The sequence below is a fragment of the Streptomyces inhibens genome, from assembly GCF_022221585.1.
Classification (GTDB): Bacteria; Actinomycetota; Actinomycetes; order Streptomycetales; family Streptomycetaceae; genus Streptomyces; species Streptomyces inhibens.
On record NZ_CP084681.1, the window covers coordinates 2,797,443 to 2,823,477 of the forward strand.

Here is a 26,035-nt window from a genome sequence, read left to right on the forward strand (position 1 = left end):
AATCGGCAAGACCGTATCGTTCACACCAACAACACCGACCTCACGACGGTGATCAGGATGTAGACGATGATCATCAATACGAAGAAGGACAGGTCGAGCGCCACGCCCCCGAGACGCAGCGGCGGGATTACCCGCCGCAGAAGCTTGAGTGGCGGATCAGTGACAGTGTAAGCGGCCTCAAGAACGACCACCATCGCCTTGCCGGGTTGCCATGAACGGGCGAACTGGAACACATAGTCCATCACCAGCCGGAAGATCAACACGATCAGGAAGCAGTACAGCGCGATGTAGATCACCTGACCAAAGACACTCATCTCGCGCGTCCCTCTCCCCTTGCCTTGCTCCTGTGTTGGCCTTACGGCCTCGGTGTGCCCGGTGTTGCGTCTCAGCTCTGGTTGAAGAACCCGCCCTCTGCGATGCGGGCCTTGTCCTCCGCCGTGACATCGACGTTAGCAGGCGACAACAGGAACACCTTCTGCGTCACCCGCTCGATGCTGCCGTGCAGACCGAAGACCAGACCGGCAGCAAAGTCGACAAGTCGCTTCGCGTCAATGTCGTCCATCTCCGTGAGATTCATGATCACCGGAGTGCCCTCACGGAAGTGTTCCCCGATGGTACGGGCTTCGTTGTAGGTCCGGGGGTGCAGTGTGGTGATGCGGTAGGGCTCCCGCTCGGACACAACCTTGGGCATGATCACCGGTGCGTTCTTCTCCAGATTCGGACGGTCGGGTGTGATGGATGCCACGGGGGCGATTCGCGCGGGTCGTCCGCTTTCCGCGGCGAGCGGGGCCGGTTCGCGTTGCGCCGGAGGCGTCACGACACGGACGGGTTCCTCCCGTTCCGGGCGTGTTTCGGCCTGCACTTGATGCTGCTGCCGCCGCCCTCGATCGGGTTCCGGGTCAAGCTCGGGCTCGAACTCGTCGTCGGGGTCGAACCCCCGGCCGTCGTACCCATCGTCCTCCACGAGGCCGAGGTAGACCGCCATCTTGCGCATCGCGCCGGCCATTCTCTGCGTCCTCCGCTCTGTGGTGGATCGGCTCCGTCGCCAGAGGCCTTGGATCCACGCGGGCCTCCCGCTTTCTGCGGGAATGACCATATTTTGTGCTGTGGTCCGACTTGCTTCGCGACGTTACCCGAGCCGTGGTCGGACTCCGAGTACCGCAGTGCCGACGCGCACATGTGTCGCTCCGGCTGCCACGGCGTCCTCAAGGTCCGAGCTCATGCCTGCTGACACCATGTTGGCAGCAGGATGGGTGGCGCGCAGGTCGGTTGAGATTTCCATGAGTCGTTCGAATGCGGCGAGTTGGCGGCCGGCATACGGCCCGGCCAGCGGCGCCACGGTCATCACACCGTCCAGACGCAGCCCTTGGGCGCCGGCGATCGCGTCGGCGAGCGCCTCGACCCCGTCCGGCGCCACCCCGCCCCGGTCCGCGGCACTCTTCCCGCCCACCCGCCCGGCGTCCCCCGACTCCGCGTCAAGTGCCACCTGGATCAGGCAACCCAACTCACGCTCGGCGCGGACGGCTTCCTTGGAGAGCGCGGTGACCAATCTGGTCCGGTCGATCGATTGAACAATTCCGGCATAACCGGCCACGGAACGCACCTTGTTCGTCTGCAATTGACCAACGAAGTGCCAAGTAAGGGGCAAATCAGCGCATTCGGCAGCCTTGGGTGCCGCCTCCTGGTCGCGGTTCTCCGCGACCTGCCTCACCCCCAGCTCCGCGAGCAACCGGACATCGCTCGCGGGGTAGGTCTTGGTGACCACGATCAGGGTCACCTCCTCGCGCGGCCGGCCGGCCTTGGCGCATGCGGTGGAGATACGATCCTCCACCCGCGCCAGGTTCTGCGCCAGTTGAGTTCTGCGGTCGTCCGTCATCACTCGGCCTCCCCACCTCCGGCAGGGGTACCCCCAAGCCATACGTAGCTCGCGAGCCGCCCGGTCGTGCGGTCGCGTCGATAAGAGAAATGGTCCGCCGATTCGCGCGTGCAGATGTGCGAATCCTCACGCACCGGCACCCCCGCGGCGGCGAGTTGGGCCCGTACACCTGCGGTGACATCCACCGCCGGGGTGCCCCAACCGGTCGTCGCAAACGCCTCGGGCACCACCGTGGCAACCTCGGCGCGCATCGCCTCGGGCACCTCGTAACAGCGCCCGCAGATCGCGGGTCCGGTGTACGCGATGATCCGCGCCGGCTCCGCGCCCAGCTTCACCATCGCCTCGACGACCGCCGGCACGACCCCGGCGACCAGACCGGGCCGGCCTGCGTGGGCGGCGCCCGTGATCCCGGCGGCCGGGTCGGCGAGCAGGACCGGGGTGCAGTCCGCGGTCAGCACCGCGAGCGCGAGGCCCCGGCGGCCCGTCACCACCGCGTCCACGCAGGGGATGTCCTTGTCGCGCCACGGCCCGTCGACCACCGCCACGTCCCGGCCGTGGACCTGGTTCATCCAGACCACCGCGGCCGGGTCGAGGCCGAGTTCCCCGGCCGCGCGTGCCCGGTTGGTGCGTACGGCCTGCGGGTCGTCGCCGACCGCGCCGCCCAGATTGAGCTGCTCATACGGAGCGGCGCTCACCCCGCCCCACCTGTCGGTGAAGGCGAAATGCGCGCCGCTCTCGTGGTGCTGGTGCCCTATCACTTCGGTGCTTCGGTCACTTCAGGAAGTCGGGAACGTCCAGTTCCTCGGCCGCGGAGTCCGAGTACGGACGGGCCGGGGGAACCTGCGGAGCGCTCGCCGGGGACGACGGGACCTCGCCCAGCGAGGAGGATTCGGCCGAGGCCGGCTCCTCGTCGCGCACGGGCACCGAGCCCAGTCCGCCGAAGGACGACGTACGCGGCTCCGGCGGGGCGGCCGGACGGCTGGTGGCCGGGGTGGGCTCCTCGCGCTTGGGGGACGACAGCGCGGACTGCGCATCGCGACGGGCCGGCGGCTGACCGCCGTCGAAGCCCGCGGCGATGACGGTCACCCGGACCTCGTCGCCCAGTGCGTCGTCGATGACCGCACCGAAGATGATGTTGGCTTCCGGGTGCGCGGCCTCGCTGACCAGCTGTGCGGCCTCGTTGATCTCGAAGAGACCGAGGTCGGAGCCGCCCGAGATGGACAGCAGCACACCGCGGGCACCGTCGATCGACGCCTCCAGGAGCGGCGAGGAGATCGCCATCTCCGCGGCGGCCACCGCGCGGTCGTCGCCGCGCGCCGAGCCGATGCCCATGAGGGCGGAGCCGGCCTCGGACATCACGGACTTGACGTCGGCGAAGTCGAGGTTGATCAGGCCCGGTGTGGTGATCAGGTCGGTGATGCCCTGGACACCCGACAGCAGCACCTGGTCCGCAGACTTGAACGCGTCGAGCACGCTCACCTGGCGGTCCGAGATGGACAGCAGTCGGTCGTTGGGAATCACGATGAGGGTGTCGACCTCTTCGCGCAGCTGGGCGATGCCGTCCTCGGCCTGGTTGGCGCGACGGCGGCCCTCGAAGGTGAACGGCCGGGTGACCACACCGATCGTCAGGGCGCCCAGCGAGCGGGCGATGTTGGCGACGACGGGCGCGCCGCCGGTGCCGGTGCCGCCGCCCTCACCCGCGGTCACGAAGACCATGTCGGCCCCCTTGAGGACCTCCTCGATCTCCTCACGGTGGTCCTCGGCCGCCTTGCGACCCACATCCGGGTTCGCGCCGGCGCCGAGTCCGCGGGTCATTTCGCGGCCGACGTCGAGCTTGACGTCGGCGTCGCTCATCAGCAGCGCCTGTGCATCGGTGTTGATCGCGATGAACTCGACGCCCTTGAGCCCGACCTCGATCATCCGGTTGATGGCGTTCACGCCACCGCCGCCGATGCCGACGACCTTGATGACTGCGAGGTAGTTCTGCGGTGCTGCCACGTCGAAGGCCTCTCGCCTCGAGTTACGTGTCGTCGCCGCACTTGACGTGTGGACGCCGACTGATGCCGATGGGACGGTCCGTATAGCCGACCCGAACCCTAACGTTGAAGTTTAGGGTTACCTGTGCCTGTGTTCCTTGGTTCCATAGTCCCTTTGGAACGAGACACTAAGTCGACAAGGCGCGCGCGTTCAACGAACACGCCGAACCTCCCGTTTTTCTTTTCACCCTATGTGATCACCCATAGTCGTAGCCATCCAGGGTGCTGGCCTGCGGCTACGAACGTCAACTCCCCGATACCGCAGGGGCACTGGGAACCGAGATGTCGAAGTGGCGCCCGTCACGTGCCGCTTTCAGCAGCGCGGTGAGCACCTTCGCCTTTTCGGCGCCCTGTTCACTGCTGCCCCAGGCGACCGTGCGCCCGCCGGCCAGTTCGAGGGTGATGGAGTCATAAGACCGTACGCGAACCTTACGTACGTCCTTGTGCACGGCCGACGGCAGATCCTGGGCGACCTCGACCGCGGCGCGCCGCAACCGGTCGATTCCGAACCGGCGCAGACTCGGGGAGTCCGATACGGACATTTCCAGAAGCGGAACGCCCTTGGGAGCGGCGCCGACGGTGGCGAACCGGACGCCCTCGGCGTCCACTTCGACAAACTTTCCGCCCGCTCGCATCAGCAGTTCCGGCGTTCTTTCGGTCACCTTCAGACCGATCGTGTGCGGCCAGGACCGCTCGACGTCAACTGCCTTGATGCGCGGCAGCCGTGCGCGCAGCCGGCGGGCAAGTGCGTCCGTATCCACCGAAACCAACGGCGCGTTCATCGGGGCATCGGCCGCGTCGACGACTTCACGCGGTGTCAGAACCTTCGTGCCACTGGCCCTGACCTGTTCGACCCGGAGCCAGTTCGAGGCGTAGAGCGCCCAGACGCCGAACGCGCCGAGCAGCGCCGCGAGGACCATGATGATGATCAGACCACGGCGGCCCGGCGCGCGAAGGGGAATGCGCATCCACCGGAATCTTCGCCCGCGTACCTCCGGGACGGAGGGCGGGCCGGACGGTGACTTCTTCTCGCCGCGCCGGGCGGTTGTCGGTCCGGCCACGCTCCCTGCCTTCTCTCGTGCGCTACTTGTTGCGCTGCGCGATCGCCTCGTACACCATGCCGACCAGCAGCTCGTCGGCGTCCCGGCGGCCGAACTCGGAGGCCGCGCGGGACATCTCGTACAACCGGTGCGGATCCGCGAGAACCGGGAGCACGCTGCTCTGCACCCAGTCCGGGGTCAGCTGGGCGTCATCGACCAGCAGGCCCCCGCCGGCGTTGACCAGCGGCTGGGCGTTGAGCCGCTGCTCGCCGTTGCCGATGGGCAGCGGGACGAAAGCGGCCGGGAGCCCGACGGCGGACAACTCGGCGACGGTCATCGCGCCCGCGCGGCAGAGCATCATGTCGGCCGCGGCGTACGCGAGATCCATCCGGTCCACGTACGGTACCGGGACATAGGGGGGCATCCCGGGCATGTTGTCCACATGCGGCAGTTCGTTCTTCGGGCCGACCGCGTGCAGGACCTGAATACCGGCGCGCTGGAGGGCCGGAACGGCGGCCTGAATGACCTCGTTCAGCCGGCGCGCGCCCTGGGAGCCACCGGACACCAGGAGTGTCGGGAGGTTGGGGTCGAGACCGAAGGCGGCTCGCGCCTCGGGGCGGACCGCGGCGCGGTCCAGGGTGGCGATGGTGCGGCGCAGCGGAATACCGACATAGCGGGCACCGCGCAGCTTGCTGTCGGGCGTGCTGACGGCGACGAACTTGGCGTACCGCGAGCCGATCTTGTTCGCCAGACCGGGGCGCGCGTTGGCCTCGTGGACGATGATCGGCACACCGAGCCGCTTGGCGGCCAGATAGCCGGGCAGCGCCACATAGCCGCCGAAGCCGACGACACAGTCCGCCTTCGTGCGCTCCAGGATCTGCTCGGCGGCCTTGATCGTGCCGCGCAGCCGCCCGGGGACGGTGATCAGTTCGGGCGTGGGCTTGCGCGGCAGCGGTACGGCCGGGATGAGACCCAGCTCATAGCCGCGCTCCGGGACGAGCCGGGTCTCCAGCCCCTTCTCCGTGCCGAGTGCCGTGATCCCCACGGTGGGGTCCTGCCTCCGCAGTGCGTCCGCGAGGGCGAGCGCGGGCTCGATGTGGCCGGCGGTCCCCCCACCGGCGAGTACGACATGCACCGAAATTCACCGCTCTCCGGACGGCCGCTTCTTGACGCGCCGTCTCATCGTCTTCCATCTCACCCCAGCCGGTTTCCTTCCGAAAACCGGCTTCCGCGTAGCCAACGCAGCCAACGCCGCCCGCGCAGCGGGCTCGTCACGCGCGAAGGCGATCAGCAGCCCGATGGCGAACATCGTGGGCAGCAGGGCGGAGCCTCCGTAGGAGAACAGCGGGAGCGGGACACCGGCGATCGGCAACAGGCCGAGCACCGCACCGATGTTGATCACGGCCTGGGCCGTGATCCAGGTGGTCACGCCTCCCGCGGCGTACCGTACGAAGGGGTCCTCCGTGCGTCCGGCCACGCGGATACCCGCATAGCCTAGAGCCGCGAAGAGGGCGAGCACCGACAGCGTCCCCGCCAGACCCAGTTCCTCCCCGGTGATGGCGAAGATGAAGTCGGTGTGCGGTTCAGGGAGTTCACCCCATTTTTCCATACTCGCACCCAGCCCGGAACCGAAGAATCCGCCGGATGCCAGGGCATAGATTCCGTGCACGGCCTGCCAGCACTGGTCACCGGGGCCCGGATCGGTCGCGCCGATGCAGGCCAGCCGGGACATCCGGTTGGCACTGGTCTTGATCAGCAGCGCCCCGATCACCGTGGCGGTGCCCAGCACCCCCACGAACAGCCGGGTGGGCGCTCCGGCCAGCCACAACAGTCCGAAGAGGATCGCCGTGAGAATGATCGCGGTGCCCATGTCGCCGCCGAGCATGATCAGCCCGAGCAGCAGGAACGCCACCGGGATCAGCGGCACCAGCAGATGCTTCCACTGCACCAGCAGCTTCTTGTCCTGCTTGCGGGCCAGCAGATCGGCGCCCCACAGGACCAGCGCGAGCTTGGCGAACTCGCTCGGTTGCATCTGGAAAGGGCCGCCGAGGTTGATCCAGTTCTGGTTGCCGTTGACCGCGACCCCTATGCCCGGAATCTGCACCAGGCACATCAGGAACACCGAGACGGTGAGCAGCGGGTAGGCCAGCCCGCGGTGCAGACGCACCGACAACCGGGACGCGATCACCAGCAGCCCGCCGCCGAGGGCGGCCGCGAGCAGCTGCTTGCGGAAGAAGAACGTCGGGGAGAGCCCGGACTGCAGCGCCTTGATCTGGGACGCCGAGTAGACCATCACCAGGCCCAGGACGGTGATCAGCAGGCTGCCGCCGAGGATCAGGTAGTACGCGGTCAGGGGGCGGTCCCAGGCCCGTTTCAGCCGGGTGTGGAGCCCCCGGGGGCCGCCCGCGGTGCGCCTGCCGCGCGGCGGGCGCACCGCGGAGGTCCGGCGGGGCGGACGCGACGGGGCAGCCTTCGCCGATCTGGCCGTCATCCTCGTCCCCTCCACAGGTGTGCTCGCCGCCGGGTTTCGACGACAGCGGGGAGATGCGGTCTAGTGATCCCGTGCGGTCAGCTCACCGACCGCGTCGGCGAAGGCGTCGCCCCGCTTGTTGTAATTGACGAACATGTCCATCGAGGCACAGGCCGGGGCCAGCAGGACGGTGTCGCCGGGCTGGGCCAGGCGGGTCGCTTCCCGGACCGCCTCAGGCATCGCCCCAGTGTCGGTCCGGTCGAGGTCGACCACCGGGACATCGGGGGCGTGTCGCGCCAGGGCTTCGCGAATCAGCGCCCGATCGGCGCCGATCAGCACCACGCCGCGCAGCCGGGCCGCCGACTTCTGCACCAGCTCGTCGAAGGTCGCGCCCTTGGCGAGGCCGCCGGCGATCCACACGATGTGCTCGTACGCCGCCAACGACGCCTCGGCGGCGTGGGTGTTGGTGGCCTTGGAGTCGTCGATGTAGGTGACGCCGTCGATGTCCGCGATGTGCTGGATGCGGTGCGCGTCCGGGTGGAAGGCACGCAGTCCGTCGCGTACGGCAGCGGGCCGGACGCCGAAGGCACGGGCCAGCGCCGCCGCCGCGAGGGCGTTGGCGATGTTGTGCGGGGCGGGCGGGCCGGAGCCGGGCGCGATGTCGGAGATCTCGGCGAGCTCCTGGGCCTGCTTCTGCCGGTTCTCCACGAAGGCGCGGTCGACGAGGATGCCCTCGACGACGCCGAGTTGGGAGGGGCCGGGGGTGCCGAGGGTGAAGCCGATGGCGCGGCAGCCCTCCTCGACGTCGGCCTCGCGCACCAGGTCCTCGGTCGCCTTGTCGGCCACGTTGTAGACGCAGGCGACGGTGTTGCCCTCGTAGATCCGGCCCTTGTCGGCGGCGTACTCGGCCATGGAGCCGTGCCAGTCGAGGTGGTCGGGGGCGATGTTGAGGACCGCGGCGGAGTGCGCGCGCAGTGACGGCGCCCAGTGCAGCTGGTAGCTGGAGAGCTCGACGGCGAGCACGTCGTAGGGGCGTGCGCCGTCCTTGCCCTGGCCGAGGACGACATCGACGATCGGGGTGCCGATGTTGCCGACGGCCATGGTGTGCAGGCCCTCGGCGGCCAGGATCGAGGCCAGCATCCGCACGGTGGTGGTCTTGCCGTTGGTGCCGGTCACCCCGAGCCAGGCCGCGGCGTCCGGCCCCCGCAGCCGCCAGGCGATCTCCACATCACCGACCACGTCCACACCGGCCGCGGCGGCCGCCGCGAACAGCGGGCTGTCCGGCTTCCAGCCGGGCGAGGTGACGACCAGCTCGGTGCCCTCGGGGAGGGTCGCGCCGTCGCCGAGACGGACCGTGACCCCCTCCGCCGCCAGCTCACGGGCTGCCGCCTGCTGCTTGTCGCCGTCACCGCCGTCCACGACGGTGACATGGGCGCCGAGGCCGGCCAGGGCGCGGGCGGCACTGATGCCGCTCACACCCAGGCCGGCGACGGTGATGTGCTGACCGGCGAACCCCGCGGGGATGTCGGTCGGGCCGTGCGTGGTCACTTCGCTGCCTGCCAGCCGCCGTAGAAGATGCCGAGTCCCACGATGACGCACATGCCCTGGATGATCCAGAATCTGACCACCACAAGGACTTCGGACCACCCCTTGAGTTCGAAGTGGTGCTGGAGTGGCGCCATCCGGAAGACCCGCTTGCCGGTCAGCTTGAAGGAGCCGACCTGGATGACCACGGACATGGTGATCAGGACGAAGAGACCGCCGAGGAGGGCGAGCAGCAGCTCCGTACGGGAGCAGATCGCCAGGCCGGCCAGCGCGCCGCCCAGGGCCAGCGAGCCGGTGTCACCCATGAAGATCTTGGCGGGTGAGGTGTTCCACCACAGGAAGCCGAAGCAGGCACCCATCAGCGCGGAGGCCACGACCGCGAGGTCGAGCGGGTCGCGGACCTCGTAACAGCCCGGTCCGGCGGTGATCTGGTTGGCGCAGGATTCCTGGTGCTGCCAGATACCGATGAAGGTGTACGCGCCGAAGACCATCACCGAGGCGCCGGTGGCCAGGCCGTCGAGGCCGTCGGTGAGGTTCACGCCGTTGGACATCGCCAGGATCATGAACAGCGCCCAGATCACGAAGATCACCGGGCCGATCTGCCAGCCGAAGTCCTGGGTGAAGGACAGCCGGTCGGAAGCCGGGGTCTGCCCGCGCAGGTCGGCGAACTGCAGCGACAGCACCGCGAAGGCGATACCGACGATCAGCTGGCCGGCCATCTTCGCCTTGGCGCGCAGGCCCAGCGAACGCTGCTTGACGATCTTGATGTAGTCGTCGAGGAAGCCGACCAGGCCCATGCCCGCCATCAGGAACAGCACCAGCACACCGGAGAAGGTGGGGTCGCTGCTCGTGATGACCTTGGTCAGCGCGTAGGCGATGATCGTGGCCAGGATGAAGGCGATACCACCCATCGTGGGCGTACCGCGCTTGCTGTGGTGGTCGCGCGGGCCGTCATCGCGGATGAACTGCCCGTACCCCTTTTTCGCCAGCAGCTTGATCAGCACCGGGGTACCGATCAGGGTCAGGAAGAGCCCGATCATTCCGGAGAAGAGGATCTGCTTCATCGAGTTCATCGGGACGCGGCTCCACCCTCAGCGCCCAGTACGCCCTCGTCGTCCAGCAATGCTGCGGCGACCCGCTCCAGCCCCACCGACCTGGACGCCTTCACCAGCACGACGTCTCCCGGTCGCAGCTCGCTGCGCAACAGGTCGACCGCCGCCCGCGCGTCGGACACGTGCACCGACTCCTCACCCCACGAACCCTCGTTCTTGGCGCCCATGTCGAGCCAGGCCGCTTCCCTGCCGCCGACTGCCACGAGCTTGCTGACGTTGAGCCGGACGACCAGCCGCCCGACCGCGTCGTGTTCGGCGAGCGACTCCTCGCCGAGCTCGGCCATCTCACCGAGCACCGCCCACGTACGACCGCCCGTCGCCTTGGCGGCTGCGCCCATCGCGACCAGCGCTCGCAGCGCCGCTCGCATGGACTCCGGGTTCGCGTTGTAGGCGTCGTTGACGACCGTCACGCCGTCCACGCGCTCGGTGACCTCCATACGCCAGCGGGAGAGCGTGCCGGCTTCGGAGAGCGCGATGGCGATCTCGTCTACGGGCATGCCCAACTCATGGGCGACGGCGGCCGCGGCGAGCGCGTTCGACACGTGGTGCTCACCGTACAGCCGCATGGTCACATCACTGCACCCGGAGGGTGTGTGAAGCGTGAAGGCGGGCTGTCCGAGCTCCGTGAGCCGGACATTCTCGGCACGTACCGCGGCGTCCGCGGCCTCACCGAACAGGATCGTGCGGGCCTTCGTACGGGACGCCATGGCGCGTACGTACGGATCGTCGGCATTGAGCACGGCGATTCCGCCGTCCTCGGCCGAGGGCAGCGCCTCGACGAGTTCGCCCTTTGCCTCGGCGATCTGCTCGCGGCCGCCGAACTCGCCGATGTGCGCGCTGCCGACGTTGAGCACCAGACCGATCCTCGGCGGGGTCAGCTCCGCGAGGTAGCGGATGTGGCCGACGCCGCGGGCACCCATCTCCAGGACGAGATGGCGGGTGGTGTCGTCGGCACGCAGCGCGGTCAGCGGCAGCCCGATCTCGTTGTTGAGATTGCCCTCCGGCCAGACGGTCGGGCCGTGCCGCTGCAGCAGCTGGGCGATCAGGTCCTTGGTGCTGGTCTTGCCGGCCGAGCCGGTGAGGCCCACGACGGTGGTGCCCAGTCGCTCGACCACGGTACGGGCGAGCGCACCGAGGGCGGCGACAACGTCGTCGACGACAATCGCGGGGACGCCGACGGGGCGGGCGGCCAGTACGGCCACCGCGCCCGCCTCGACGGCACCCGGCGCGAAGTCGTGGCCGTCGACGCGCTCACCGGCGAAGGCCACGAACAGACCGCCGGGACGCACCGCGCGGGAGTCGGTGACAACCGGCCCGGTGACCGTGCGGGTGTCGTCCGGTATGTCGTGCTGCTGCCCGCCGACGATGTTCGCGATCTCGGCGAGGGACAGGGAGATCACAGGTCACCCCCGGCGAGGGGCAAGCGGTGACGGTGGAAGGATTGTGCGCGCATGGCGGTGTGTCATCCCTGGTGGTTCGGCTGCGGTGACTGCTGCGACTTCTGCGATTCCTCGATGGCATCGCGCAGCACCTGACGGTCGTCGAAGGGGCGCACCACTCCGGCGATGTCCTGGCCCTGCTCGTGGCCCTTGCCCGCGACGATCACGGTGTCACCGGGCTCGGCGCGGGCGACGGCGGCGGCGATGGCGGCGGCCCGCTCTTCTTCGACCAGCACCGTGCCACGTTCGTGGATCGGGACCTCGGCGGCGCCCGCGAGCATGGTGGCGAGGATCGCGAGCGGGTCCTCGTTGCGGGGGTTGTCGGAGGTCAGGATGGCCGTGTCGGCGAGGCGGGCCACCGCGGCGCCCATGGGGGCGCGCTTGTGCGGGTCGCGGTCGCCGCCGCAGCCGAGCACGGCGTGCAGCTTGCCGTCGGTGACCTTGCGCAGCGCGCGCAGAACCGATTCGACGGCGTCGGTCTTGTGGGCGTAGTCGACGACCGCGAGGTACGGCTGGCCGGCGTCGATACGCTCCAGGCGGCCGGGCACGCCGGGGACCGCGGCGACGCCGTCGGCGGCGGTCTGCGGGTCGACACCGGCGACGACCAGGGCGGTGATCGCGGCGAGCGCGTTGGCGACGTTGAACGGGCCGGCGATCGGGGACGCGGCGCGCAGGGTCTGGCCGTCCGGGCCGTGCACGGTGAAGGTCGAGCCGAGCGCGCCGACCTCGACGTCAAAGGCTCGCCAGTCCGCGTCCGGGTGGCCCTCGGCGGAGAAGGTGGTGACCGGGACCTCGGACTCGCCCTCGGCCAGCCGCTTGCCGTATTCGTCGTCGAGGTTGACGACGCCGGCGCGGCTGCGGGCCTTGGTGAACAACTGGGCCTTGGCCTGGAAGTAGTCCTCCATGCCGGAGTGGAACTCCATGTGCTCCGGGCTGAGGTTGTTGAAGATCGCGACGTCGAAGACACAGCCGTCGACCCGGCCGAGGACCAGTGCGTGGCTGGAGACCTCCATGGCGACCGCCCGGACGCCGCGCTCGCGCATCACCGCGAACAGCGCCTGCAGGTCGGTGGCCTCGGGGGTGGTGCGCTCGGACTTGATCCGCTCGCCGCCGATACGGGTCTCCACCGTGCCGATCAGGCCGGTCAGCCCGCCGTCCGGCCGCTTCGCGGCCGCCGCCCGTAGCCCGCCCTCGATGAGGTACGCGGTGGTGGTCTTGCCGGAGGTGCCGGTGATGCCGATCTGGAGCAGGTCCTCGCCCGGCGCGCCGTAGATCGAGACGGCCAGCGCGCCCATCCGCGCACGGGGGTTCTCGACGACGAGGACCGGCAGGCCGGTCGCGGCGGCACGCTCGGCACCCGACGGGTCGGTCAGGATCGCGGCGGCGCCGAGGTCGGCGGCCTGGGCGACGAAGTCGGCGCCGTGCAGACGGGCGCCGGGCAGCGCGGCATAGACGTCGCCGGGGCGGACCGCCCGGGAGTCGTGGGTGATGCCGGTGACCGAGACGTCGGCAGCGGAGGACGGGGCCGGGGCGCCCAGCTGCTCGACGAGGTCCGCCAAGGGGGTGGGGCGGACCTGTTCAGGGCGCGGCGCTCCCGGATAGGTACCGGAGCCACCCTTCGCGGCGTGCTGGGGTTTGGGGGACTGATCAGCTTGTGACACGGCGGTGAGCGTACCGGGCACAACCGGCCCGGGGCGAAGTGAGGGCCGTGGGGAGGGGCGGTTTCGGGGTTCGGGGGTGCCGTCGGGAGTGATGGTCGTCACGGCGGGATTGCCTCGATTTCATTGGCCTGGCGTGAACGTGACCGGCAGCCGCGGGGGCTTGGCGCCGGTCGGCGGGACCTGGAGGGTTTTCAGCGCGAAGGCCATGACCTGCTGGTAGATCGGGCCGCAGACCTGGCCGCCGAAGTAGCTGCCCGTGGTGGGGTTCTGGACGGCGCAGTAGACCGTGATACGGGGCTTGTCGGCGGGCGCGAAGCCCGCGAAGGAGGCGGTGTAGCCGTGGTACCGGCCGGTCTTGGGGTCCACCCGGTTGGACGTGCCGGTCTTGCCGCCGACGCGGTATCCGTCGATCTTCGCCTTCGCGCCGGTGCCTTCCTCGTCGTCGACGACCGATTCGAGCATGGTGGCGAGCGTACTCGCGGTCTTCTGGCTGACCACGCGGTTCTTGGCGGGCTTGGGCGCCGGTACGTAGTGGCCGTCGGGTCCGGTGCTGCCGCGGACCAGTGTGGGGGTGATGCGCTCGCCGCCGTTGGCGATCGTGGAGTAGACGGAGGCGGCCTGTACGGCGTTGAGGGAAAGCCCCTGGCCGAAGGGGATCGTGTACTGCTGCGAGGTGTTCCAGTTCTGCGGCTTGGCCAGGATGCCGGCGGTCTCCCCGGGGAAACCGAGCCCGGTCGGCTTCCCGATCCCGAACTTGCGCAGGTAGGAGTAGAGGACCTGGTTGGCCTGGGGCTGTGTCCTGCCCAGCTGGCCGGCCGCGAGGATCGTGCCGATGTTGCTGGACTTGGCGAGCACGCCGTTGAGCGTCAGATGCCAGGTGGCGTGATCGACGTCGTCGGCGAACAGCCGGTCGCCGCGGTGCAGCCGGTTGGGCACGGTGACCTGGGTGGATGAGGTGGCGACGCCCTCCTCCAGTACGGCGGCCATCGACATCAGCTTGCTGGTGGACCCCGGCTCGAACGCGTCGGACAGCGCGGCATTGCCCAGCGCTTCCGGATCGGCCTTGGAGATGTCGTTGGGGTCGAAGGCGGGCGAATTGGCGAGCGCCAGGATCTCGCCGGTGCGGGTGTCCTGGACGACGACGTAGCCGCGGTCGGCCTTGGACTTGGCGACCTGCTGGGTGATGGCCTGCTGGGCCGCCCACTGGATGTCGCGGTCGAGGGTCAGCTCGACGTCGGAGCCGGGGACGGCGGGGTGCTCCTGGGTGTCGGCGGTGGGCACCCGGCGGCCGCCGGACTGGGCGTAGACGAGCTTGCCGTCCTTGCCCGCCAGCTGCTTGTCCAGGCGGGCCTCCAGGCCGCCGCCGCCCTTGCCCGCGCTGTTGACGAAGCCGAGGACGCCGGAGGCGAGGTCCTTGTTCGGGTAGAGGCGCTTGCTGTGTTTGTCGGCGAAGATCCCGACCAGGACGTCGGGGCGGGGCGCGCGCTTGGGGGCGGCGGCCGCCTTGGCGTCGAGGGTCTTGCGGAGGTCCTTGATCCGCTTCCAGACCTGCGGGGTCTGCTGCCGGGCGAGCAGGACATAGCGCGTCTTGGGCTGGGCGAGCTTCTCGGTGAGGGCGGCCCTGTCCTCGCCGAGGATCGGCGCGAGCAGCGCGGCGGCCCGCTGCGGGGCGTCGTCGATCTTGGTCTTGCCGGGCGCCAGCAGGCTCGGGTCGGCGGTGATGTCGTACGCGTCCACGGTGGTGGCCAGGTCCACGCCGTTGCGGTCGGTGATCGCACCGCGCTCGGCGGCCAGCTTGACCGGTACGTAGCGGTTCTCGTTGGCCTTGGCGGCGAACGCCCCGGCGTCGATGGCCTGCACCTGGAAGAGCCGTACGACGAAGGCCAGCATGATCAGCGTCAGCCCGAGGGAGACCAGCCGCAGCCGGGGGCGCGGGCTGCCCAGGCGGAGCGCCGGGGACCCGGGGCGGGGGCGTACGGGGCGGGGGCCGGGGCGACGGGCGGCGGGCCGGGGCGCGCCGGGCTTGGGGGTGCCCGCCTTGGGCGCGGGGCGGCGGGCGGCGGGCGGGCGGCCGGCACGGTTCCCGGCCTGGCCGCCGCGCTGGGCGGGGCGCGGTACCCGGCGCGGGTCCCTGGGCTCGGTCATACCGCGTTCACCTGCCGAAGGTCGTCGGGGAAGGGGCGGGCGCGGAGCCGGGTGCGGTGGGGGCGGACGAGGCGCGCGAGCCGGCGGCGACCGGGGAGGCCGGGGGGTACGCGGAGGCCGGCGGGGCCGGGTTGCCGTGGGTGACCGCCGCGCCCGGTGTGCTGTCCGGGCCCAGTGCGCCGGGCGGGACCGGCGGCTCGACGGACGGTGGCTGGACCGGTGGCACGGGCGGGACCGGCGGGGCGGGTGGAGCCGATGCGGCGGTCAGGCCCGCCGCGCCCAGGACCGACGGCTCGGCGGAGGTGCTCAGGGGCGCCCCCTCGGACGTGGCCGCCCTCGGCTTGCCGCGGACCGTGCCGTCCGGGAGCAGGAAAGCGGGGCTGCCGCCGGGCACCATCCCCAGCCCCCGGGCGCGCCGCTCCAGCGCACCCGGAGCGGAGTAGGCGTCCACCTCCTGCTGCAGCGCCTGCTGCTCGTCCGTCAGCTCGTCGGTCTTCTTCTCCAGCTTGCTGAGCTCGAACGACCCCTGGTTCAGGGCGGAGTTGAGCAGCAGCAGGGTGATCAGCCCGGAGCCCAGGAGGACGACGATGAGCAGGACGAAGGGGGTGCGCGCCGCGGTGCCGCGGGCGGTGCCGCCGGAGGGGAACAGCGCGGCAAGGCGTCTCTGCCCTGCCCGCGGCCGCCCCTGGCTTTTCACGCGGTGTCCTCGACGTTCTCGCGGATGCGCTCCGCGCCGCGCAGCCGGGCGGGGGCGGCGCGGCGGTTCTCGGCGACCTCCTCTTCCGTGGGGAGTTCGGCGCCGCGGGTCAGCAGTTTCAGCCGGGGCTGGTAGCGCTCGGGGACGACCGGCAGCCCGGCCGGTGCGGTGGTGGCGGCACCGGCCGCGAAGACCTGCTTGACCAGGCGGTCCTCCAGCGAGTGGTAGGAGAGCACGGCGATCCGGCCGCCCACGGCGAGCGCCTTCACGGCGGCCGGAATGGCACGCTCCACACTCGCCAGCTCGCCGTTGACCTCGATGCGCAGCGCCTGGAAGGTGCGCTTGGCGGGGTTGCCGCCGGTGCGCTTGGCGGCCTGCGGCAGTGCGTCGCGGATCAGCTCGACCAGCCGCGCGCTGTTCGTGAACGGTTCCTTGGCGCGCTCACGGACGACGGCCTCGACGATCCGCTTGGCCTGCTTCTCCTCTCCGTAGGAGCGCAGGATCCGCACCAGCTCACCGGGCGCGTAGGTATTGAGGACGTCGGCGGCGCTGATGCCGGTCGTCTGGTCCATCCGCATGTCCAGCGGGGCGTCCTGCGCGTACGCGAAGCCGCGGTCGGCCTCGTCGAGCTGCATGGAGGAGACGCCGAGGTCGAACAGGACGCCCTGGACACGCGGGGTGCCCAGCCGGTCGAGGACCTCCGGGAGCTCGTCGTAGACGGCGTGCACCAGGGTGGCGCGGTCGCCGAACGGGGCCAGCCGCTCGCCCGCGAGCTTCAGGGCGGCCGGGTCGCGGTCGAGGGCGATGAGCCGGGCCGCCGGGAAGGCGGAGAGCAGCGCCTCGCTGTGCCCTCCGAGGCCGAGGGTGCAGTCGACGACGACCGCACCGGGCTCGGCGAGCGCGGGGGCGAGCATGTCCAGACACCGCTGGAGCATGACGGGTACGTGGCGAGTGTTGCTACTCATGCGCCTTCCGAATGGGGTGGGCGGCAGGTGGGTCCCCCGGCCGTTGGCTGGGGGATGCCGCACGTACCGCTTGGTCCCCGCCCGCTCTGAAGGGGAAGTGGTACTCCGGCGACGGGGAAGTGACGTCGGAAGACCATGGGAGCGGGAGGAGGCCGAGCCATACGTACGCCTTCGCGCACGCGAGGAATTCGGTATCCAAGGAGAGCGTCACGCCTCCCACTTCGCGCCACTTTAGTCCACCGGCTCTCCCGGTCAATCAACCGGTTCCGCGCGTCCTGCGACGGCTTTGCCGCGGACTTTCCCACAGACTTCCAGCGGCCTTCTCACCCGGACGGCGGGGGCGCACGCCGGCCTGTGGATTACCTCACAAGGAGTGATGATGACCCCTATGCCCGGCCTCTCATGCAGCCGAAAGAGCCGGCGACGATTACCTTGAGTCCATGCCCATACCTGCGTCGCAGCCGTTGCCCCCGTCCGCCGACAGCGCCGCCGTCCGTACCGGTGGCACGGTCACCGACCGCCTCATCGAGGCGAACCAGCGTTATGCCGCCGCCTTCACCGATCCGGGAATGGACGCCCGGCCCGTCCTCAAGGTCGCCGTCGTGGCTTGTATGGACGCCCGGCTCGACCTGCACGCCGCGCTCGGCCTCGAGCTCGGCGACTGCCACACCATCCGCAATGCCGGCGGTGTGGTCACCGACGACATCATCCGCTCCCTGACGATCAGCCAGCGTGCACTCGGCACCCGCTCGATCGTTCTCATCCACCACACGGGCTGCGGTCTGCTCAGCCTGACCGAGGACTTCCGCCATGAGCTGGCAGCCGAGGTCGGACAGCGTCCCACCTGGGCCGTAGAGGCGTTCAAGGACCTCGACGAGGACGTACGGCAGTCCATGCAGCGGGTGCGCACCTCGCCGTTCCTGCCGCACACCGACGATGTCCGCGGCTTTGTCTTCGACGTGACGACGGGGCTGCTGCGGGAGATCGATCCGCTCGCCTGAGGCGCGGGGCCGGTCCGCTGACGTGCGGACCGGCCCAAAAGGTCGGGTTCGCCGGGATGGCCGGGACATATCCGTGCGAGTTATCCACAGGTCATGACGCGAAGCCGCGCGGGCGGCAAGAATGCGTACGTGACGTCGTCCGGGCAATGGCCGGGCGCGACGCGCATTTCGGGGTGGGCCGGGTCCGCAGAGGGGGCGTCGGTCCGTAGTACGGGGCCGAGGAGGGCCGAGTGACGACGTATGGCGAACGAGCGAGCCTTGGGGGTCCCCCGGCGCGTGGGGGTCCCCCCGCTCGAGCGGAGCCGAGAGTGGGGGAAGAGCCGAGCGCATGGGGAGATCTGAGCACCACCGCGGAGCGGATTCACCGGTCGGTGGAGAGCGTGATCGAGGGCAAGCCGGAGGTCGTACGGCTCGCGCTGACCGTGCTGCTGGCAGAGGGACATCTGCTCATCGAGGATGTGCCCGGTGTCGGCAAGACCATGCTCGCCAAGGCGCTGGCCCGCTCCATCGACTGCTCGGTGCGGCGCATCCAGTTCACCCCCGACCTGCTGCCCTCCGACATCACCGGGGTCAGCATCTTCGATCAGCAGCGGCGGGACTTCGAGTTCAAGCCCGGCGCGATCTTCTCCCAGATCGTGATCGGCGACGAGATCAACCGCGCCTCCCCCAAGACCCAGTCCGCGCTCCTGGAGTCCATGGAGGAGCGTCAGGTCACGATGGACGGGCAGACCTACGAGCTGCCCAGCCCGTTCATGGTCGTCGCCACCCAGAACCCGGTGGAGATGGAGGGCACCTACCCCCTCCCCGAGGCGCAGCGGGACCGCTTCATGGCGCGGGTGTCGATCGGCTATCCCAGCCCGGCGGCCGAGCTGCAGATGCTGGATGTGCACGGCAGCGCCTCCCCGCTCGACGACCTCCAGCCGGTCGCGCACGCCCACGAGATCGTGAAGCTGGTCGACGCGGTGCGTACGGTCCATGTCGCCGAAGCGGTGCGCAGATATGCCGTGGACCTGGTGGTGGCCACCCGCAGCCACCCCGAGCTGCGGCTGGGCGCCTCACCGCGGGCCACGCTGCATCTGCTGCGCGCCGCCAAGGCCTCGGCCGCGCTCCTGGGCCGTGAGTACGCCCTCCCGGACGATGTGCAGTCGCTGGCGGTGGCGGTGCTCGCCCACCGGCTGCTGCCCACCGCCCAGGCCCAGTTGAACCGCCGTAATGCCGAGCAGATCGTGCTGGAGATCCTGCAGCGCGTCCCCGTCCCCGACCGGTCCGCGCAGCCATGGCGGACACCCGGCCAACGGCCGCCCGGCGTACGGGGGTTGTGATGTCCGACGGGGGGAGCGAGGGGACGCCGGAGCGGGGCGGGCTGCGGGCGGCCCTCGGGGGGCTGACGACGCGCGGAAGGTCGTTCCTGGCGGCCGGGGTGGCCGCCGCGGCGTGCTCGTACCTCCTCGGGCAGGCGGATCTGCTGCGGGTCGGGCTGCTGCTCGCCGCCCTTCCGCTGATGTGTGTCCTGGTCCTGCACCGCACCCGCTACCGGGTCGCGGGCAGTCGTACGCTCTCCCCCGCCCGGGTGCCCGCGGCCGCCGAATCCCGGGTCCTGCTGCGGATGGAGAACATCTCCCGGCTGCCCACAGGCGTGCTGATGCTCCAGGACCGGGTGCCGTACGTCCTCGGGCCCCGGCCACGCTTCATCCTGGACCGGGTCGAGGCCGGCGGCCGCCGCGAGGTCTCCTACCGCGTCCGCTCCGACCTGCGCGGACGCTATCCGCTGGGGCCGCTCCAGCTGCGGTTGTCCGACCCGTTCGGGATGTGTGAGCTGACCCGTTCCTTCAGCGCCGTCGACACCCTGACGGTGGTGCCGCGGGTCGAACCGCTGCCGGCGGTGCGGCTGGCGGGCGAGGCCGCGGGCTACGGCGACGGACGGCAGCGCTCGCTGGCGCTGGCCGGCGAGGACGATGTCATCCCGCGCGGCTATCGGCACGGCGACGATCTGCGCCGGATCCACTGGCGCTCCACCGCGCGCTACGGCGAGCTGATGGTCCGCAGGGAGGAGCAGCCGCAGAAGGCGCGCTGCACGGTCCTGCTCGACACCCGCGACATCGCCCACCCCGGTACGGGCCCCGATTCGGCCTTCGAGTGGGCGGTGGCGGGCGCCGCCTCGATTGCGGTGCATCTGCTGGAGCGCGGCTTCTCGGTGCGGCTGCTGACCGATACCGGCAGCTCGGTGCCGGGCCCCGACGGCGCCGGCAGCTTCGCGGGCGGCACCGAGTCCGCCGACGCCGCGGGCCTGCTGCTGGACACCCTCGCCGTCGTGGAGCACTCCGAGGAGGACGGGCTGTCCGCGGCGTACGACATGCTGCGTGGCGGCAACGAAGGACTGCTGGTCGCCTTCTTCGGCGATCTCGACGAGGAGCAGGCGGCGGTCGCCGGGCGGATGCGCCGGCGCAGCGGCGCGGCGATCGCCTTCGTCCTGGACGGCGACGCCTGGACGCGGGGCCCCGGCGGCATCAGATTCGCCGGCGGCCAGGTCCCGGTCGCCGAACGGCTGCGTCTGCTGCGGAGGGCGGGCTGGACCGCGCTGCCGGTGGCCCCCGGTGACGCGCTCGCCGACCTGTGGCGGGCGGCCGCGGACCGCGCGGCGGCGGCGCCGCACGGGACGGCGGAGGCGGACGCCTCGGAGACGGTGGCAGGGGGCTGGTCATGAACGGGTACTCGGGCCGGGGAGGGGACGGGCACGGTGAGCGGGTCACGGACGGGCGGCTGCTGATGGACGGTCGGCCGGTGGTGCCCCACGCCTGCGACCGGTGCGGGCTTTGCCCGGGTGGTCCTGAGCGAAGTGAGGCACGGGCATGAGCGGCCGGGCACGACTGGCGCTGTGTGCGATGGTGGCCACGCTGTGTGCCGCCTGCGCACTGCTGCCGCTGGTGGAACCGATCGGCTGGATGATCCAGGCGGCGATTCTGCTGGCGATCATGACCGGCGTGGGCGCGCTGGCCCGCCGGGTCCCCCTCGCCGGACCGCTGGTCATCGGCGCACAGGCCCTGGTCGCCGTGCCGCTGCTGACCCTGCTCTTCACCCCTGGTGAGGCGATCGTCGGCCTGCTGCCGGGCCCGGAGGCCATCGCGGAGTTCGGCGAGCTGCTCCAGGGCGGCGTACAGGACGTGGGCCGGTACGCCATCCCCGCTCCCGTCACCCCCGGTATCCGGCTGCTGCTGGTCGCCGGTGTGCTGGTGATCGGCCTGGTCGTGGACGCGCTGGCGGTCACGTACCGCAGCGCAGCGCCCGCCGGGCTGCCGCTGCTCGCGCTCTACTCGGTCGCAGCGGGGCTGTCCCAGGGCGGCGCGGGCTGGCTGTGGTTCCTGATCGCGGCGGCCGGCTATCTGCTGCTCCTGATGGCCGAGGGCCGCGACCGGCTCTCCCAGTGGGGCCGGGTGTTCGGCGGGACGGGCAGCGGAGCGGACCGACCGGGCGGCGGACCGGCGTTCGCCGCCGGCGACGGTGGACCGGCGCTGGCCCCGGTCCGTACGGGCCGCAGGATCGGCGCACTGGCGCTCGGGATCGCGCTGGCGGTGCCCGCCGTGCTGCCCTCCCTCGGCAGCGGGCTGATCGGCCGGGCCGGCGGCGGCGCGGGCTCCGGCAGCGGTGGCGGCACGATCTCCGCGGTGAATCCGCTGGTGTCGCTGCAGGACAGCCTCAACCAGCCCGAGGACAAGGAAGTTCTCAACTACCGCACGACCGCCGCCGACACCCGCGGCCTGTATCTGCGGATCGTCGCCCTCGACCAGTTCGACGGCACGACCTGGAAGCCGTCCGAGCGTACGGTCACGGACGTCCCCGAACAGCTTCCGCAGCCGCCCGGCCTCAACTCCACGGTCGGCCGCAACCGCATCAACACCTCGATCTCGACCGCCGAGTGGTACGCCCAGAACTGGCTGCCGCTCCCCTACCCCGCGTCCAAGGTGGACATCTCCGGCCGCTGGCGCTTCGAGCCCGAGGGCCGCACGCTCGTCGGGGACCGCGGGCAGAACACCCGCGGCCTGCAGTACCAGGTCGAAAGCCTGCAGGTACGGCCCACGTCCCGGCAGCTGGCCACCGCCCCCGCGCCGCCCACCGACCTGCTGCGCGAGTACACCAAGATCCCCGACTCGCTGCCGCCCGTCGTACGGACCACCGCCCGGCAGGTCACCCACGGCGCACCGACCGCCTACGCCAAGGCCGTCAAGCTTCAGGACTGGTTCGCGCTCTACGGCGGCTTCAGCTACAACACGGACGTCCGGGCCGGCAGCGGATCCGGGGCCATCGCGCGGTTCCTGCGGCAGAAGGAGGGCTTCTGCGTCCACTTCTCGTTCTCGATGGCGGCCATGGCCCGGACGCTGGGCATCCCCGCCCGGGTGGCGGTCGGCTTCACCCCGGGCACCAAGCAGCCCGACGGCACGACTTCGGTCAGCCTCAAGGACGCGCACGCCTGGCCCGAGCTGTACTTCCAGGGCATCGGCTGGACCCGCTTCGAACCGACCCCGACCCGCGGCAGTATCCCGGACTACGCCTATCCCGACACCTCGGGCACGGCCGACCCCGGCAGCCCGACACCCCGGCCCTCCCACTCCGAGGCCCCCTCGGACGGCCCGACCACGGCCCCGTCCTGCGGCCCCCGTGAGCAGCGGTCAGATTCCGGCTCGGCATGCGTGACGCTGCCCGCGCAGTCCGGCGCCCGCCCGCCGGAAGGCGGCCTGTCCCCCTGGGTGATCGCCGTCATCGCGCTCGGCGCCGTACTCGTCCTGCTGCTGCCCACGGTCCCGCTGCTGTGGCGACTGCGGACGCGTTCCCGGCGGCTGGCGGCCGGCGGACCGGGCGGGGACATCGCGGCGGACGCTCTCGCCGCCTGGCGGGAGCTGCTGGACACAGCCTGGGACTTCGGCATCGTGCCGGACGAATCGCTGACCCCGCGCAAGGCGGCCGCACGGATCATTCACATCGGGGAACTGCAACCGGAGCCGGCCGCGGCCGCGAACCGAGTTGCGGCGGCGGTCGAACAGGCTCTGTACGCCCCGCATCCGCGGCCGGTGGCCGGCCTCGCCCTGGATGTACAGCAGATACGGGCCGGGTTGCAGGCCGGGGCGACCCGTGGCATGCGACTGCGTGCCCAGCTCGCGCCACGCTCCGCTGCCCGTCTGCGGTGGGCTTGCTCCGCCCGCTGGACGTCCCTGCTGCTCCGCCTCCGCACCAGTCGGCCGGTGGCCACGGCACGGCGCGCGGCGACCGTCCTCCGGCCGGGACGGCAGCGGGCCTGACCCCTTGCACGAAAAACGTGTTGCGGCACGAAAAACGTGTTGCGGCCACCCGATCCTGTCGGGTGGCCGCAACACGAAGAACCGGGAATCCAGCAGCCGGAGAGCTGCGGCCGGCAGCGGTGAGCTGCGAAATCCTGGCGTGAAAAGAGCGGGAGGTAACGTCCGGAAGAAATGGTGGAGAGCCGTTGGACGAACCGGTGGAAGAGACCGTTGCGGGGGCGCGGTGAACTGCCGGGGCCATGAACTCGTCTGAGCCGGGGCCAGGCCCGGTGTCCGGTGGGCCCGGTGGACCGCCTGGCGGAACCCTGCGAGCCCGTCCGGTCCCTCGGCTCAGTGGCCCTGCTGTTCGTCCCTGCGTCGCTGCCAGCGGTCCTCGATGCGGTTCATCATCGAGCGGCGCTGCCTGGCCTGACGGCGTGCCGGACCGGCTGCGCCGCCTCCGGAACCCGCACCGGCGTGCTGCTCACCCGGCTTCGGAGCCTTGCGCCATCCTGTGACCGCCAGCACCGCACAGCCGAGCATGACGAGGAAACCCACCACGCTGATCCAGATCTGCTGCGCGACCATGCCGGCCATGAGCAGGGCGATACCCACCAGGAAGCCCGCGACCGCTTGGTAGACCCGTCGCCGGGTGTACGTACGCAGCCCGCTTCCCTCAAGCGCTGTCGCGAACTTGGGATCTTCGGCGTACAGCGCTCGCTCCATTTGCTCGAGCATGCGCTGCTCGTGCTCCGAGAGCGGCACGGAGTCCTCCTACTCGTCGGTCGCGGGGGGCGACCGGGGTGCGACCCTTTCAGGATAGGCAGGGAATCGCCCCCGTGAAACCCGCCCCTCGACGCCAATTCACTGTCCGGGCCGCCGTGGCGGCCGGTGGTGATGTTGCCTGCATTCCCCACCCGCCTATCCGTCATGCCGGAACGTCGTACCCCGATCATACGGGGCGAAGGGGCTGATCGGGTGGCCTGTGGCCGACTGCACGCGGTAGCCGGGTGTGCCGCGTGGGTCAGTCGCGCTCCGCGAGGACGTGCAGCTGAGTGGCCACGGAGTGGAAGGCGGGCTGCTCGGCGGCGGCCGCCTCGAGCTTCAGCAGCGCGTCCATGGCGCCCGGCTCGGTGTCGACCAGCACGCCGGGGACCAGGTCGGCGAAGACCCGTACGCCGTGGACCGCGCCGACCTCCAGGCCGGTGGCGGAGACCAGGTCGGTGAGCTGGTCGGCGGTGAACCGGCGCGGCATCGGGTCGCCCTCGCCCCAGTGCCCGGCCGGGTCGGTGAGGGCCTGGTGAGCCTCCCTGAAGTGGCCCGCGAGGGCACGGGCGAGGACGGCGCCGCCCAGGCCGGCCGCGAGCAGGCTGAGGGTGCCGGCCGGGCGCAGCGCGTCGACGGCGTTGCGGATGCCCTCGGCCGGGTCGTCGACGTACTCCAGCACGCCGTGGCAGAGCACGGCGTCGTAGCCGCCGCGCTCGACGACGTCGAACAGGCCGTGGGCGTCACCCTGGACCGCGCGTACCCGGTCGGCGACGCCGGCCTCCGCTGCGCGGCGCTCCAGGGCGAAGAGGGCGTTGGGGCTGGGGTCGACGACGGTGACGCGGTGGCCGAGGCGGGCCACCGGCACGGCGAAGTTGCCGGTGCCGCCGCCGGTGTCGAGGACGTCCAGGGCGTCGCGCCCGGCGGCCTTGACCCGGCGCTCCAGGGCGTCCTTGAGGACCTCCCAGACCACGGCGGTACGAAGGGATGCGCGCGGGCGCAGCGGGTCAGACACGGCGGGTGGCTCCTCGGCGGGGGCATGAACATCTAGGCGTCCACCACCCTATTCCGTCCCGCGCCATCCGCCGCCTGCGGAGCCTCACGAAGGGGGTGTGGCGGGGTGGGGACGGGGGTGGACGGAGGTGGACGGGCTGCATGGTGGCGGCGGGGCCTCTCCTCCCTCCCCTCCCCCCCCGCCCCACCCCACTCCGCTCCCCGCCCCCGGGACGCAGTGCCCCCGGTCACAGCCGCCCCGTCAGACGCGCGCGCCTCCCCCAGGCGGGACGCCCCCGTCGCCGACTCGGTCGCCCCTACCCCGCCCGCTGGGGCGGCAGCGACGGCTGGAGGAGCAGCATGCGCTCCACCAGGCGCAGGAACATGGCGGCGTCACGCAGAAGATCGTCGGCGTCGCGGCGGCTGGCCGCGCCGGCTATGCCGGCCTCCGCCTTGGCGCGGCGGGCGGCGCCGGCGGCGAACAGGGCGCTCCACTCGGTGAGTTCGGGAGCGACCTCGGGCAGCACCTCCCAGGCGCTACGGATACGCTGCCTCCGGCGCACGGTGGTCTCCGGCCTGCCGCGGACGGCGAGGACGGCGGCGGCGGTGCGCAGTGCGGCCAGGTGGGCCGTGGCGAACTGCTCGTTGGGGGTTTCCAGGGTCTGTGCTTCGTCGAGGCCGTGCTGGGCCTTGGCGAGCAGGTCGAGGGCGGCCGGTGGTGCGGCCGCCCGTCGCAGGACGGGGTGGACATCGCTCGGGGGACCGTACGCAGCGGAGCTGCCCGCGCTGGGACGAGCTGCCATGACGAACCTCCTGTCGTCGCATGCCGGTTCGGGACCGAATGCCGATTCGGGACCGTATGACCCCATCGTGAGGTACACCACTGACAATCGGCCCTGACCTGCTCTTTCGTCGTGAAAGGGGAAGGGAACCCCGGCGGATTCCCAAGACCCCCTTGCGGAACGGGGGGTGGGGTGCTGCATACTTTTTGAACTGACCAGTCAGTTCAAAGGAGGGGAT

Annotated in this window: 22 protein-coding genes; 4 read left to right on the forward strand and 18 right to left on the reverse strand. The window is 71.0% G+C overall.

What is annotated here, in order from left to right:
* Positions 1 to 20: 20 nt before the first annotated feature.
* The 15 genes from KI385_RS12960 to rsmH all read right to left on the reverse strand — a co-directional run bounded on the left by KI385_RS12960 (position 21) and on the right by rsmH (position 16,986).
* Positions 21 to 314: a YggT family protein gene (locus KI385_RS12960; RefSeq protein ID WP_006606159.1), complete on the reverse strand. Its 294-nt coding sequence runs from the start codon at positions 312 to 314 to the stop codon at positions 21 to 23.
* A gap of 71 nt (positions 315 to 385) precedes the next feature.
* On the reverse strand, positions 386 to 1,006 hold the full coding sequence (locus KI385_RS12965; RefSeq protein WP_128512362.1) for a cell division protein SepF: 621 nt from the start codon (positions 1,004 to 1,006) through the stop codon (positions 386 to 388).
* Between the two features lie 123 nt (positions 1,007 to 1,129).
* The gene (locus tag KI385_RS12970; protein ID WP_238572328.1) at positions 1,130 to 1,876 is read right to left on the reverse strand and encodes a YggS family pyridoxal phosphate-dependent enzyme; all 747 of its coding nucleotides are present in this window, start codon (positions 1,874 to 1,876) and stop codon (positions 1,130 to 1,132) included.
* Entirely contained in the window at positions 1,876 to 2,634 is a 759-nt protein-coding gene (gene pgeF / locus KI385_RS12975; protein ID WP_238572329.1) for a peptidoglycan editing factor PgeF, read from the reverse strand. The genes KI385_RS12970 and pgeF overlap by 1 nt, the downstream gene beginning before the upstream one ends.
* A 13-nt stretch (positions 2,635 to 2,647) precedes the next feature.
* On the reverse strand, positions 2,648 to 3,874 hold the full coding sequence (gene ftsZ / locus KI385_RS12980) for a cell division protein FtsZ (protein ID WP_238572330.1): 1,227 nt from the start codon (positions 3,872 to 3,874) through the stop codon (positions 2,648 to 2,650).
* 283 nt (positions 3,875 to 4,157) lie between these two features.
* Positions 4,158 to 4,973 (reverse strand): cell division protein FtsQ/DivIB, encoded by an 816-nt coding sequence (locus tag KI385_RS12985; protein ID WP_238572331.1) that lies wholly within the window; start codon positions 4,971 to 4,973, stop codon positions 4,158 to 4,160.
* 22 nt (positions 4,974 to 4,995) lie between these two features.
* Complete coding sequence (gene murG / locus KI385_RS12990; RefSeq protein WP_128512357.1) at positions 4,996 to 6,087, reverse strand: undecaprenyldiphospho-muramoylpentapeptide beta-N-acetylglucosaminyltransferase; 1,092 nt, start codon at positions 6,085 to 6,087, stop codon at positions 4,996 to 4,998.
* Positions 6,088 to 6,093: 6 nt separating this feature from the next.
* Positions 6,094 to 7,443 (reverse strand): putative lipid II flippase FtsW, encoded by a 1,350-nt coding sequence (gene ftsW, locus KI385_RS12995; protein WP_238572332.1) that lies wholly within the window; start codon positions 7,441 to 7,443, stop codon positions 6,094 to 6,096.
* Positions 7,444 to 7,503: 60 nt separating this feature from the next.
* Positions 7,504 to 8,970, reverse strand: coding sequence for a UDP-N-acetylmuramoyl-L-alanine--D-glutamate ligase (gene murD, locus KI385_RS13000; RefSeq protein ID WP_238572333.1), 1,467 nt, complete (start codon positions 8,968 to 8,970; stop codon positions 7,504 to 7,506).
* Positions 8,967 to 10,031 (reverse strand): phospho-N-acetylmuramoyl-pentapeptide-transferase, encoded by a 1,065-nt coding sequence (gene mraY, locus KI385_RS13005; RefSeq protein ID WP_128512364.1) that lies wholly within the window; start codon positions 10,029 to 10,031, stop codon positions 8,967 to 8,969. Before mraY ends, murD begins: the two co-directional genes overlap by 4 nt.
* Positions 10,032 to 10,036: 5 nt before the next feature.
* Positions 10,037 to 11,479: a UDP-N-acetylmuramoyl-tripeptide--D-alanyl-D-alanine ligase gene (locus KI385_RS13010; RefSeq protein WP_238572334.1), complete on the reverse strand. Its 1,443-nt coding sequence runs from the start codon at positions 11,477 to 11,479 to the stop codon at positions 10,037 to 10,039.
* A 62-nt stretch (positions 11,480 to 11,541) separates the two neighbouring features.
* On the reverse strand, positions 11,542 to 13,281 hold the full coding sequence (locus KI385_RS13015; RefSeq protein WP_238572335.1) for a UDP-N-acetylmuramoyl-L-alanyl-D-glutamate--2,6-diaminopimelate ligase: 1,740 nt from the start codon (positions 13,279 to 13,281) through the stop codon (positions 11,542 to 11,544).
* A gap of 18 nt (positions 13,282 to 13,299) precedes the next feature.
* A complete protein-coding gene (locus KI385_RS13020) occupies positions 13,300 to 15,324 on the reverse strand; it encodes a peptidoglycan D,D-transpeptidase FtsI family protein (protein ID WP_238572336.1) in 2,025 nt (674 codons plus the stop codon).
* A gap of 7 nt (positions 15,325 to 15,331) precedes the next feature.
* A complete protein-coding gene (gene ftsL, locus KI385_RS13025; protein ID WP_238572337.1) occupies positions 15,332 to 16,021 on the reverse strand; it encodes a cell division protein FtsL in 690 nt (229 codons plus the stop codon).
* Entirely contained in the window at positions 16,018 to 16,986 is a 969-nt protein-coding gene (gene rsmH, locus KI385_RS13030) for a 16S rRNA (cytosine(1402)-N(4))-methyltransferase RsmH (protein ID WP_238572338.1), read from the reverse strand. The genes ftsL and rsmH overlap by 4 nt, the downstream gene beginning before the upstream one ends.
* 440 nt (positions 16,987 to 17,426) lie before the next feature.
* On the opposite strand from rsmH, the gene KI385_RS13035 reads away from it, so the two are divergent.
* The 4 genes from KI385_RS13035 (at position 17,427) to KI385_RS13050 (ending at position 23,278) form a co-directional block, all read left to right on the forward strand.
* Positions 17,427 to 17,987 carry a beta-class carbonic anhydrase gene (locus tag KI385_RS13035; RefSeq protein ID WP_238572339.1) on the forward strand — a complete coding sequence of 187 codons (561 nt, stop codon included), beginning with the start codon at positions 17,427 to 17,429 and terminating at the stop codon, positions 17,985 to 17,987.
* A 308-nt stretch (positions 17,988 to 18,295) separates the two neighbouring features.
* Positions 18,296 to 19,309 carry an AAA family ATPase gene (locus tag KI385_RS13040; protein WP_238572341.1) on the forward strand — a complete coding sequence of 338 codons (1,014 nt, stop codon included), beginning with the start codon at positions 18,296 to 18,298 and terminating at the stop codon, positions 19,307 to 19,309.
* Entirely contained in the window at positions 19,309 to 20,691 is a 1,383-nt protein-coding gene (locus KI385_RS13045) for a DUF58 domain-containing protein (protein ID WP_238572342.1), read from the forward strand. Before KI385_RS13040 ends, KI385_RS13045 begins: the two co-directional genes overlap by 1 nt.
* Before the next feature lie 145 nt (positions 20,692 to 20,836).
* Entirely contained in the window at positions 20,837 to 23,278 is a 2,442-nt protein-coding gene (locus KI385_RS13050; protein WP_238572343.1) for a transglutaminase TgpA family protein, read from the forward strand.
* A 330-nt stretch (positions 23,279 to 23,608) separates the two neighbouring features.
* Here KI385_RS13050 and KI385_RS13055 read toward each other — a convergent pair whose 3' ends face one another.
* From KI385_RS13055 to KI385_RS13065, 3 genes are all read right to left on the reverse strand, one after another.
* Entirely contained in the window at positions 23,609 to 24,022 is a 414-nt protein-coding gene (locus tag KI385_RS13055) for a DUF3040 domain-containing protein (RefSeq protein ID WP_238572345.1), read from the reverse strand.
* A gap of 259 nt (positions 24,023 to 24,281) precedes the next feature.
* Entirely contained in the window at positions 24,282 to 25,037 is a 756-nt protein-coding gene (locus KI385_RS13060; RefSeq protein ID WP_238572346.1) for a methyltransferase, read from the reverse strand.
* Between the two features lie 295 nt (positions 25,038 to 25,332).
* Positions 25,333 to 25,818, reverse strand: a complete 486-nt coding sequence (locus KI385_RS13065) for an SAV_6107 family HEPN domain-containing protein (protein WP_238572347.1) — start codon at positions 25,816 to 25,818, stop codon at positions 25,333 to 25,335.
* Positions 25,819 to 26,035 lie beyond the last annotated feature (217 nt).